Annotated in this window: 6 protein-coding genes; 1 reads left to right on the top strand and 5 read right to left on the bottom strand. The window is 65.3% G+C overall.

Annotated features, from left to right (window positions below):
* Positions 1 to 122: 122 nt before the first annotated feature.
* From HY699_22600 to HY699_22610, 3 genes are all read right to left on the bottom strand, one after another.
* Positions 123 to 335, bottom strand: coding sequence for an ATP-binding protein (locus tag HY699_22600; protein ID MBI4518599.1), 213 nt, complete (start codon positions 333 to 335; stop codon positions 123 to 125).
* 255 nt (positions 336 to 590) lie between these two features.
* Positions 591 to 1,019 carry a DUF86 domain-containing protein gene (locus HY699_22605; protein ID MBI4518600.1) on the bottom strand — a complete coding sequence of 143 codons (429 nt, stop codon included), beginning with the start codon at positions 1,017 to 1,019 and terminating at the stop codon, positions 591 to 593.
* Positions 1,003 to 1,446 (bottom strand): nucleotidyltransferase domain-containing protein, encoded by a 444-nt coding sequence (locus HY699_22610; GenBank protein ID MBI4518601.1) that lies wholly within the window; start codon positions 1,444 to 1,446, stop codon positions 1,003 to 1,005. Before HY699_22610 ends, HY699_22605 begins: the two co-directional genes overlap by 17 nt.
* 343 nt (positions 1,447 to 1,789) lie before the next feature.
* Here HY699_22610 and HY699_22615 point away from each other — a divergent pair, with 343 nt between their 5' ends.
* Entirely contained in the window at positions 1,790 to 5,533 is a 3,744-nt protein-coding gene (locus HY699_22615; protein ID MBI4518602.1) for a PAS domain S-box protein, read from the top strand.
* Positions 5,534 to 5,672: 139 nt separating this feature from the next.
* Here the strand turns inward: HY699_22615 and HY699_22620 are convergent, their stop codons facing one another.
* Both HY699_22620 and ilvB read right to left on the bottom strand, forming a co-directional pair.
* On the bottom strand, positions 5,673 to 8,435 hold the full coding sequence (locus HY699_22620; protein MBI4518603.1) for an FG-GAP repeat protein: 2,763 nt from the start codon (positions 8,433 to 8,435) through the stop codon (positions 5,673 to 5,675).
* Between the two features lie 294 nt (positions 8,436 to 8,729).
* Positions 8,730 to 10,616, bottom strand: coding sequence for a biosynthetic-type acetolactate synthase large subunit (gene ilvB, locus HY699_22625; protein MBI4518604.1), 1,887 nt, complete (start codon positions 10,614 to 10,616; stop codon positions 8,730 to 8,732).
* Between the last annotated feature and the right edge of the window lie 263 nt (positions 10,617 to 10,879).

Here is a 10,879-nt window from a genome sequence, read left to right on the forward strand (position 1 = left end):
ACCTTCGATCCCGCTCCGCCCCTGACCACGCAGGCCGCCATGGACGATCGCGATCCCGCCACCATCCGCCGCCATCTTCGCGATGCACTTCGCCCAAACGCACTCAAATGACTTCGCCAGATTTACGCGGATTCAGACCGCCGGACCCACTCCGGCCCGTGCGGCAGCGGCGCGTCGGCCGAGGCCACTTGGCTGGGCCAGCCGAGCTTCTTCTCCACCTGGCCTGCGACCGTGGTCTTCCCCACCTGGCGCGGCCCTACCAATACCTGCAACAGCGGTGGCTTACGTTGCAGTGCGCGGACGATGTCGGCCACGGCCGTGCGCTCAAAGGTCATGGTTGGAGCTTACAGGTCGGGAGCACCATGAGCAAGTTTACTCAATCACTGAGTACTTTTGCTCAGGCGTTAAGCACTGGCTGTCCTCCTTGCGGACCGGTCGTTCGCTGTTGCCGCGCGCGGCGGTGACTGGCAAGCCCTCATCAAGAGCAGTGGCAAGCAGCCGCACTCCGAATGCTACGCGATGGTCGGGACGAACCCCCGCGGGACTTCCGGCGTACCGGCGAGCCATAGAAATAACGCTGGCCGTAGGCCCTAGGTCAGCCGATCCAGCCACGAACGGATGGCGAGCGCGAACTCACTGAAGTCGCGCGGCGCCTTAGCGAGAGCGTCCGCGACCTTGGCGGGATCGATGCGCAGGTAGTCGTGGACCAGGATGTTGCGGAAGCCGCCGATTCCCCTCAGTCGGGCGTGCAACTTCTCATCGATCACGCCGTGCGCGGCGAGCTGCGTGACGACGTCTTCGTAATCCTGCGGGCTGACGCCGAAGTGGGCACTCAGGATGTGGTTCCCGATATCGAGGAGCACTTCAGCGCCGAGCTGCAGACCGCGTTCGGCGGCCCACTCCTCGCGCCGGTCGGAGAACGAGTCGGCTTCCGAGCGTGGGGCCAAGGTCTGCAGGCCGGAGATGATCTCTTCCAGCTTGAGGAGTCGCTCGCGGACCGACTCAGGCCGGAGAACCATCGATGCGCTCCTTCAATCGCTCGCCCGTCAGGCGCCACTGCGCCTCGACGAACGGCTTGAAGTCCCAATAGCGGGCGCGGGCGCGGGTGACGAACGCGACCTCGGCATCGTGATCGCGCGCGTACAAGCAACGGCCGGTCTCCGCGACCTCGTATGCCAGAACGACCGGCGCGTCGTTCAGCACCACCAGGTCGACGTTGACGTGAACGGCGCCAACAACCTCGGCGCGCAGTTGCAGCCGTTCGTCGGTCGACAGCGGCTTGTCGGTGAGCACGGCGACGTCGACGTCTCGGCACGCGGCACGCGTGGCGTCGGCGGCGGAGCCAAAGAGATAGACGAGACGAACGCGCGCATCACGCGCCAGGAGCCGGGCTGTGTGCTCGGCTGCTTGCCGCGCCCGTTGCGGACTGATCCGTGCCTGCTCCATGGCCCGATGCTTAGCACAGAATAGTCTGGCACTCACGCAGCCGGCGCGCGCCCGCCCCTCCCGTTTTTCATTCCTCCTGCCGGCGCCGCCTCGATCCGGTTGGGACACGGGCGGCGATCATGATAAGCACACTCCCAGGTGAACCGAACCGCCGGCTGCAACTCGCACAGACGCAGCCTCGACGACGCCTGCGGCACTACCGGGTGAGTGCGATGGTTTCCAATAAGCCGGAGAAGAGAATGGCAAACCGAAGACCGGAAACCCGAAATGCAAAACCGGTCGATGCCTGGCACCAATTCGATTGTCCGGTTTCCCGCTTCCTGTTCTTCATTCCCCTAGTCACATGACCCGCATCCTGATCGTTGACGACGACGAGAGGAGCCTCTACGCCCTCGGCGTGCTGCTGAGCGGCCGGGGCTACGAAGTGGCCGAGGCCCGGCACGGCGCCGAGGCGCTGGCCCAGGCCCGCCTCGCTCCGCCGCAGCTGATCGTCTCCGACCTGTTGATGCCGGTGATGGACGGCTACACGCTGCTGCGCCACTGGAAGGCCGACGCGCGGTTGCGGGCCATCCCGTTCGTCATCTACACCGCCACCTACACCGAGCCGCAGGACGAGAAGCTCGCGCTGGACCTGGGCGCGGACGCCTTTGTCATCAAACCCGCCGACCCGGAAGCGCTGATCGCGAGCATCGAAGAAATGCTGGCGAAGGCAACGCACGGCGACCTGTTGGCTCATCACGCGCCCAGCGTGCAGAAAGCGGCGGTGCTCAAGGAATACAGCGAGGTTCTCGTCCACAAGCTGGAGGAAAAGACCCGCGAGTTGGAGCAGGCCAACCGCGCGCTCGAACAGGACATCGCCGAGCGCAAACAGGCCGAGGAGAGACTGAGCCAGCGCACTCAAGAAATGGCCCTCCTGAACAAGGTCGGCTATCTGGTCAGCAGCAGCCTGTCCCTCGATCACGTGGTGCATGCTGCCATTGACGGAATCGCCGAGGCCTTGGGCCCCGACTTGATCCTGTTCTTCCTCAGGCAAAATGGAAGTCTGCAACTCCAGGCCATGGGACCAAGCGGCTCTCGGTTCAAGCATGACGACACGCCGATACACCGCGTCGGCGAGTGCCTGTGTGGCTCGGCGGCCCAGGATGGGGAGCCGATCTACAGCTTCGACATCTGCAACGATCCCCGATGCACGTGGGAAGAATGCAAGAAGGCCGGCCTCCGTTCCTTTGCCGCGCTGCCGCTGAAGCATGAGCACACAGTCATTGCCGTACTCGGGTTAGCCTCCGGAACTCCGCGGGATTTCGCAAAGCGGGCGCCGTTTCTCGAAACCCTCGCCGCGGAAATCGCCGTCGGCTTGCAGAACTCTCTCTTGCTGCAAGAGATCAGAAAGCGCTCTGCGGAGCTGGAGCAAGAAGTCGCCGAGCGCAAGCTCGCCCAGGCGGCGCAGCGCGAATTGCAGGCGCGTCTGCACGAGATCGTCGAGCAAGCACCCTACGGCATCCAAGTCTTTGCGCTCAACGGTTCGTTGATCCACGTCAACGAAGCCTGGCAAGGCCTCTGGCAGCTCCCGCGCAGCGCCTTGGAGGGATACAATCTGCTGCACGACGAGCAATTGCGCGCCGCCGGGCTGATGCCGTTGATCGAACGTGCGTTCGCCGGCGAAGCCGTCGCACTGCCGGAGATTCTGTACGATCCGGGACGGCATAACCAGCCCGGGCCGCCGCGTTGGGTGGACGCCTTCCTGTACCCGCTGCGCGATCACCACGGCCACATATCTGAGGCGGTGCTGGTGACCCGCGACATCACCGACCGCAAGCGGGCGGAGGAAGCGCTGCGCCTCTCGGAAGAACGGTTCGCCACGTTGTTCCGCTCCAGCCCCGATGCGATCACGCTGACGTCGCTGGCCAGCGGCCGTATTGTCGAAGCCAATGAGAGCGCGTCCCGCCTCACCGGGTATAGCCATGACGAGCTCATCGGCCACAGCAGCAAAGAGCTGAACCTGTGGGCCAACCCCGCCGACCGTGACCGCTATACCGCCTTGTTGCTGAGCGACCGCCGCGTGACCGACTTCGAGGCGGATTTCCGCACCAAGTCCGGCGAGTTGCGCGCCGGCCTCATCTCCGGCGAGCTGATCAGCTTCCCCGACGGCCAATACATCCTGGGGGTGATTCGCGACGTCACGGAACGGAAGCGGGCCGCGGAGGCACTGCGGGAGAGCGAAGAGCGCTATCGTGTCATTGCCGAGCTGATCTCCGACTACGCCTACCAATTCCGCGTCGACGCCGATGGCGTGCCGGTCAATGAGTGGGTGACGGAGTCGTTCATGCGCGTCGTTGGCCTCCCACTGGGAGAGATGCGCGCCCGCGGGGGCTGGAGCCGCTTCATCCATGCCGACGACTGGCCGGTGGTGCGGCAGCATATCGCGCGCGTCGTGAGCACCGGCGACGACGTGTGCGAGTTCCGCTTCGTGACGATTGCCGGCGAGAGCCGCTGGGTGCGGAACTACGCGCGTTTGGCACGCGAGCCGACCGCGGGCGCGCCCGCACGCATCTACGGCGCGGCGCAAGACCTCACCGAGCGCAAGCGGGCGGAAGCTGCCCTGCGCGAAAACGAGGAACGGCTGGCGCGCATCGTGGAGACCACCCCAGACGCCATCGTCATCCTCGACCGCAACGGCCGCATCTCTTTCGCCAATCCGGCAGCCGAGCAGATCATGGGGTTGAGCCGTAGCACCATCGCGACCCGCGTCTACAACGATCCGGCGTGGGCGGTGACCACCGTGGACGGCCAGCCGTTTCCGGACGAGGAGCTGCCCTTCAGCCGCGTCATGCGCTCGGGTCAAAGCGCGTACGGCATCGAGCAAGTCATTGCCCACCCTGACGGCCGCCACGTCGTGCTATCGGTCAATGCCGCGCCGCTGTACGACGCCGCGGGAACGGTCGTGGGCATGGTGGCCGCGTTCACCGACATCACCGAACGCAAGCGGGCCGAGGCGGCGCTGCGCAAGAAGGAGCATCTCCTCTCTGAATCACAACGCGTCGCCCGCATTGGCAGTTGGGGCTGGGATCTGACAGGACCAATCGAATGGACAGACGAGACATACCGCGTCTACGGTGTCTCGCCGGAGACGTTCACACCGACTATCGAGTCGCTTGTCAATCTGCTTCATCCTGAGGACCGTGCAGCGATGCAGCGATGGATTGAGGCCTGCGCGGCAGGACAATCACCCGACGATATAGAGTTTCGTGCGATCCTGCCCGACGGTTCTATCCGCCTCCTCAGCGGTCGCGGTGAGTTGATAGGTGCGACTGAGAACAGACCTGCCTTCATGGCAGGCACGGTGCAGGACATCACCGAGCGCAAGCAGGCGGAGGAGGAGCGGGAGCGGCTGCAAGCCGCGCTGCGCCGCAGCGAGACGATGGCCGCCATCGGTGGGGTGGTCGCCGGCGTCGCCCATGAAGTGCGCAACCCGCTGTTCGCCATCACCGCTAGCCTCGACGCTTTCGAGCCCCGCTTGGCCAAGCACGAGGAGTATCAACGGTTTCTCGCGGTGCTGCGCAGCGAGTCGAATCGCCTGCGCGACCTGATGCGTGACCTGCTCGACTACGGCAGACCGCACGTCCTGGAACTGGCCCCAGGTCATATCGGCGCAGTCATCGCCGAAGCCGCGGCGGTGTGCGCGCCGCTGGCGCAGCAGGCCGGCGTGCACATCGCCACCGGCGGCACTCATCGGATGGAACTGCCGGTGATGATGGATCGCGGGCGCTTGTGCCAGGTGTTTCAAAATCTGCTCCAGAACGCTCTCCAGCTCTCAGCGCGCGGAACCACCGTGACCGTGGACATGCACGCGGTCGAGCAGGACGGCGCGGTGTGGCTGGAGTGCGCGGTCGCGGATTGTGGGCCGGGGTTCCCCGAGACGGACCTGCCGCGGATCTTCGAGCCGTTCTTCTCCCGCCGCAAAGGCGGCACGGGCCTGGGCCTGTCCATCGTCCAACGCATCGTCGAGGAACACGGCGGCAGCGTGCGCGCCGCCAACCGTCCCGAAGGCGGCGCGGTAGTGACGGTGAGATTGCCGCTCGCCGGCTGATTCCCAGTCCAGCGGAAGCATCGGAATTGCCCAATCCAGACTCTGCGTCCGAACCTCAGACCCCGCCTTCTGAACCCGGCTCCCTGACCTGAAACTCGCCCGCTGTCTCGGGTTGCTAAGCCGAAGCTCTGAAGCTCCTTCACTCGCAAGAGTCGTTGACGCCGGTGCTGTTCTGATGCCAGCCGTCGTCTGCCGGAGCGGTGGTCTGCAACTTGGTTCCGCCGCCGACACCGTACAAGACGTTGACAAAGCCGGTATCGGGGACATTGCCGGCGCCGCTCGTGATGTCTTCCTCGGGCACGCCGGTGGCGAGGTCGTCGGCGCCGTTGCTGTCGAAGTCGCCGGCGGCCAAGGCCTTGCCGAAGTGGTCGCCTTTTTCGACTGCGCCCTCGACGTTGGTACTGTTCTGGTGCCAGCCCTGATCGGTCGGCGCAGCAGTCTGGAGTCCGGTACCGCCGCCGACGCCGTAAAGGACGTTGACATAACCGGCATCGAGGTAGTTGGTGCCCCCAACTGTCAGGTCTTCCTCGGGCACACCGATAGCGAGGTCGTCGACTCCGTTGTTGTCAAAGTCGCCGGCTGCCAGTGCGGCGCCGAAGCGGTCTCCCTGCTCGGCCGCACCTTCGACCCCGGCGCTGTTCTGGGTCCAGGCGTCGTCAGTCGGGGCAGTGGTTTGCAGTCCCGTGCCCGCGTCACCGTACAAGACAGCGACCAGGCCCCCGTCCGCGGCGGGTAGGTCTTCCTCGGGCACACCGACGGCAAGATCATCAGCGCCGTCGTTGTCGAAGTCACCTGCTGCCAAGGCCCGCCCGAAGTGGTCGCCTTCCTCGGCCGAATCGTCGACACCAAGGCTGTCCTGGCTCCAACCCTGATCCACCGGCGTCGTGGTTTGGAGTCCGACGGCGCCCGTCCTACCGTAGAGCACGTTGACGAACCCGGCCTCGAGGTCACCGTTGACCTCTTCGTTAGGCACGCCGACGGCGAGGTCGTCCGCACCGTTGTTGTCAAAGTCGCCGGCAGCCAGTGCGCTGCCGAAGCGATCGCCCCGCTCCACCGTTCCCTCGACGGCGCCGCCGCCGACGCTGCTGTCTTGGCTCCAGCCCTGATCCGCAGGTGCTGCGGTTTGCAAGCCGGCCGCTGAACCGTAGAGAACGTTGACAAAGCCGGCATCCTCGACCGCGCCGATTGATTCGCCCGGGGCGCCGATAGCCAGGTCGTCGTAGCCATCGTTGTTGAAATCGCCCGCTGCCAGCGCCGTTCCCAACAGGTCGCCGGCCCCCGATGAGCCCTCGACGCCGCCGCTGTCTTGGCTCCAGCCTTGATCGGCCGGCGCCGTCGTCTGCAAGCCGGCCGCTGAACCGTAGAGAACGTTGACAAAGCCGGCGTCCTCGTCCGCGCCGATTGATTCGCCGGGCACGCCGATGGCCAGATCACAGAAACCATCGTCGTTGAAATCGCCGCCGGCCAGGGCACCCCCAAATCGGTCGCCCAGCTCGGAGCTGCCCTCGACCGGACCGCCGCCGAGGCTGCTGTTTTGGGTCCAGGACTGGTCCGCCGGCGCGGTGGTCTGCAGTTGTTGCCCGTGCGTGCCGTAGAGCACGTTCACCATCCCGGCGTGCCTAACGGCGCCGACATCTTCCTCGGGCACACCGATGGCGAGGTCGGACTCGCCGTCGTTGTTGAAGTCGCAGGCAACCAAGGCTGAACCGAAACGATCCCCGCGAGAGATGGCGTCGATGGGGACGTTATTGCCGAGATCGGTAATGATGTCTTGGATGCGTTCTCCCCGATTGGGGCAATTGGCGCAGTGGTGCAGAGCGATTACCTCGTTGTCGTTGTAGCCCAGGACGGGCGAGCCGGAGCTGCCGCCTTGAGTATCGCACATGTAGCCGACTTCGCTCGGTCCGGTAACGCTGGCACAGTCACCATCCGGATCGCAGCGATTGGCCCCGATGGAGTCGACGGTGCAGACGTCGTTGGGGTCAGCGGGGTCATCGCTTTCGAGGCTGATTTGCTTACCCCACCCCGCCGGGTGGCCGACGATATACATCTGCTCCCCGTCGACCGCCCCGGTGGGCCGCAGCGTCAGGTAACCGTAGCGTGGAGAGGGGTCCGCCGGGAGTTTGACCAGGGTGTAGTCGAGGTTGCACTTGCTGTCGGTGGTCACGAAGGTCGCCGTCGAACCATCGATGACGGTGCCGGCGCAGGCGCCGGACGCCGTACAGTCGGTCGCGCAGCTGCGTTCGGCGAGGAACTCGAAGTCGGTGTTGGTGGTTTCGGCGGCGTTGGCGATGCAGTGATTGTTCGTCACCACGTGTCCCTCGGAGCCCAAGAGCCAACCGGTGCAGCAAAAGCAGCCATTGATTATCAGGCGTGCCACCGCTCGCCCCCGATCGTAGGCCGCCGGCTCCGTGGTCTCGTAGCACTGTGCCTCGCGGCTGTCGTCAACGCCACAGATTGCCTCGGCGCCGTCGCGCAACGCGGCGGTGAACTCCGGCGCCGGGTATCCCTGGGCGACCTGATCGATGACAAAGCCGAAGCCCGGTTGCGTGCCAGAGCTGATCAGCTCCACCACTGCCGTGTCGCCGGGAATGTGGGTCGCCCAGAAGCTGCCGAGGTCGCCCTTGCCCTTACCGGTGTATGTGAATCGGTACTGGCCGCTGGGATCCGAGATCTCAACGCGGGCTCCTTGGCCCAAGTCGAATTGCTCGAAGTGCAGGGCGATGTACGAGGCTTGCGGCCGCTGGATCACCTGGCGCCAGGCACCCTCGCCGCCAGCGGCTGTCTGGTGCGGATGAGCGGTCTCGATCCGCACGCGATTGAGGTCACAGACCTTGGTGCCCTCAGCGCGTGAGCGCTCTACCGACCCTGCGAGCAGCGCCAGTGTTGCGGCGAGAACCATTGCGACCCTCGCCTTTCCTTGGAAACGCAGACTGCTTTGGTAGTCCATCTTTCACCTCACTCTGTGCTTGACGGCCACCTGGTTGAGCCCCGCCCCACCCTTCTTGTTTAGGAAAACCCGGCTTCACGCCCGCCTTAGCTTATACGAGCGGGAATAGCCGGCGTCAACTACCCTGCTGCGGTGCGGCAGCAGGCTCAGCACCGACCAGACCGACAGCGACCGCAATGATCTTGGCAGCGCTTGCGGCCGGTTGGCACGCGCGTCTCCCCCGCCGCGGCGAGACGCCAGCAGGGCTCAGAAATACCCTTCCGGCTCCTCGGCCTCGGTGACCGCTTTGCCGCGGCTGGGAATGTACTTGCCAGTGATCATCTCACTGTAGCTCATGCCGGGGCCGATCATCGGGTAGACGTGTGCGGTGGGGTCAACCATGACCTCGAGGAAAGCGGGCCCGGGGAAGGCGACGAACGCCTCCAGCGTCGCGCGCACCTGGGTGATCTCGCTCACGCGCTTGGCAAAGCCGAAGCCGTCGGCCTCCACCGCGCTGACGAAATCCTTCTTGTGCAGGGTTTTGTCCGAGCCGGAATAGCGGTTGGCGTAGAAGAGGTCCTGCCACTGGCGCACCATGCCGTCGCCGAGGTTGTTGAGCAGCAGAACTTTGACCGGGACGTCGTACGTGGTCAACGTTTCCAACTCGCCTAGGTTCATGCGGATACTGCCGTCGCCATCGACGTCGATGACCAGCTTGTCGGGATTGGCGAGCTGCGCGCCCACGGCCGCGGGCAACCCGAAGCCCATGGTGCCCATGCTGCCCGAGGTCAGGAAGGTACGCGGCTGGATGAAGTCGAGGTACTGCGCTGCCCACATCTGGTGCTGTCCGACGCCGGTGGTGACGATGGCGTTGCCACGGGTTATTTCGTTGAGCGTGGCCAGCACGTGCTCCGACTGGATGCGGTCGGAGCCGCGGTTGTAGTTGAGTGGATGGCGGCGGCGCAGTTCACCGACGTGGGCGCGCCAGCGGCTGAAGTCCTTGTTGAAGTCGATGCCGGCCTCCAGCAACTGCGTCAGGCCGCGCTTAGCGTCGGCGACGAGCGCCCAATCGACGTCCTTGACCTTGCGGATCTCGGAATCGTCGATGTCGAGGTGCGCGATCTTGGCACGGCGGGCGAACTCCTTGACCTTGCCGGCCACACGATCATCGAAGCGCGAGCCGACGGCGAACAGGAAATCGCAGTCCTCGACCGCGTAATTGGCGTAGGCCGGGCCGTGCATGCCGAGCATGTGCAGCGCCAGCTCACTGGTGGTGTCGATGGCGCCGATGCCCATCAGGGTGGTGACCACGGGGATACCGAATCGACTGGCAAAGGCGCGCAGCTCAGCTGCCGCCTGGCTATTGATGACGCCTCCGCCGGCGTAGATCAGCGGCCGCTCGGCCTGTTCCAGCAGGCGGAAGAACTCGCCGGCGGCAGCAGGTGAGAGGCTGGCGCGGGTGAGGGCCTCGACGCGCTCGTCGTAGCCGCGCAACGGCAGCAGGCCGGCGCCTTTGAACACCGTCTCCGCCAGTTGGACGTCGCGGGGAATATCGACCACCACCGGCCCCGGCCGCCCACTGCGCGCGATCTCGAAGGCCCGCCGCATGGTGACTTCCAGCTTGGTCTCGTCGGTGATCAGGAACACGTGTTTGGCGCAGGGGGCCATAATGTTGAACACCGGCGCCTCCTGAAAGGCGTCGGTGCCCATGGCGTGGCGCGGCACTTGTCCGCAGATGAGGACCACCGGCACCGAATCCGCCTGGCAGTCGCGGATCGGCGTCACTGAGTTGGTGGCGCCCGGACCCGAGGTGACCAAGAAGACGCCGACTTTTCCGCTGGAGCGGGCGTAGCCCGCGGCCATGAAGCCGGCGCCTTGCTCCGTGGCCGGCACGATCAGGCGGATCTCTTCACTGCCCGGGTGATTTTGGTTGTAGCGAAAGATCGAGTCGTAGGTGGGCAGGATCGCGCCACCGCTGTAACCGAAGACCGTATCGACTCCTTCGTCTGCCAGTACCTGCACGATGGCGTCCGAGTTCCTCATCGCAGTGCCCGCCAGCGGGTGCGGCGCCGCGGGCACCGCTGGGGCCGAGGGCGTGCCGGCGGCTTCGCCCGGCTTATGCTTGGGGGCTCGAACGGATTTCAAGGACGACATGAACAACTCCTCGCCAACGCGCAAATCGGCGCTACTGTAGCGCGGATTGCGCCCCGTTGCCACCGCTCGCCGGGTTGTGGGGTGTGCGACAAATTTGTGGGTAACGTGCAGCCGACCGGGCAAATCCTCACCAGTCTGACAGTACTGTGTACTGTCAGGCCGAGGCCCATGGCCGAAAGGGACGCAATTTGTCATCTTCCAGGCGCGGCGCCACTTCTTCAGCTGCTTCTCCCGCACGATTGCGGTCTCTGCGCAGCCGTGCG

The organism is Deltaproteobacteria bacterium, from assembly GCA_016210005.1.
Classification (GTDB): Bacteria; Desulfobacterota; Binatia; order HRBIN30; family JACQVA1; genus JACQVA1.

Bases quoted from the DNA above. Each gene is read 5' to 3' on its own strand.
- HY699_22605 (MBI4518600.1), bottom strand. From the start codon at position 1,019: ATGGTTCTCCGGCCTGAGTCGGTCCGCGAGCGACTCCTCAAGCTGGAA.
- HY699_22620 (MBI4518603.1), bottom strand. From the start codon at position 8,435: ATGGTTCTCGCCGCAACACTGGCGCTGCTCGCAGGGTCGGTAGAGCGC.
- HY699_22615 (MBI4518602.1), top strand. From the start codon at position 1,790: ATGACCCGCATCCTGATCGTTGACGACGACGAGAGGAGCCTCTACGCC.
- HY699_22610 (MBI4518601.1), bottom strand. From the start codon at position 1,446: ATGGAGCAGGCACGGATCAGTCCGCAACGGGCGCGGCAAGCAGCCGAG.
- ilvB (MBI4518604.1), bottom strand. From the start codon at position 10,616: ATGTCGTCCTTGAAATCCGTTCGAGCCCCCAAGCATAAGCCGGGCGAA.
- HY699_22600 (MBI4518599.1), bottom strand. From the start codon at position 335: ATGACCTTTGAGCGCACGGCCGTGGCCGACATCGTCCGCGCACTGCAA.